This is a genomic window from Gemmiger formicilis (genome assembly GCF_016900095.1).
Lineage (GTDB): Bacteria > Bacillota > Clostridia > Oscillospirales > Ruminococcaceae > Gemmiger > Gemmiger formicilis_A.
In genome coordinates this window covers 1-393 of the sequence record NZ_JACJJP010000091.1, presented here as the reverse complement: position 1 = coordinate 393, position 393 = coordinate 1, and the positions used below count along the sequence as shown (strand labels likewise).

The 393-nt window shown below is 63.4% G+C and carries 1 pseudogene; it reads right to left on the bottom strand.

The window, feature by feature from the left end:
* Positions 1-177: 177 nt before the first annotated feature.
* Positions 178-393 (bottom strand): annotated as a pseudogene (locus tag H6B15_RS15335) (hypothetical protein); the annotation flags it as partial.

Below are 393 nucleotides of genomic sequence, written 5' to 3'. Positions count from 1 at the left end.
GGTCTGGGGCCGCAGCCCCAGCCGGCGGCCGCCGCATCGGAACGGCGGGCCCTTTTCGTTTCCTTTTCGGGCACGAAAAGGAAAGAGCCAACGGCAGGCACCCGCCTGCCAAGAAATTGCCACTTATAAACTTATAAAAAGTGAAAAAGAAAAAGGCCCCCTTTCGGGGACCATACATCAGGAGATACAGGCAGCGGTTTCGGGGATATCCTGTGCCGCCTCTTCCGGGGCGGCTTCTTCCGGCACCGGTTCCGGGGCAGCCGCCTCTTCCGGGGCGCTCCCCTCCCCTGCCGTGTCCTGAACCACGGCAGCGTCCGCAGCTTCCACCGGGGATTCCGGGGCAGCCTCTTCCCCGTCGGAAAGCCCCTCCACCGCTGCCTGTATCTCCTGATG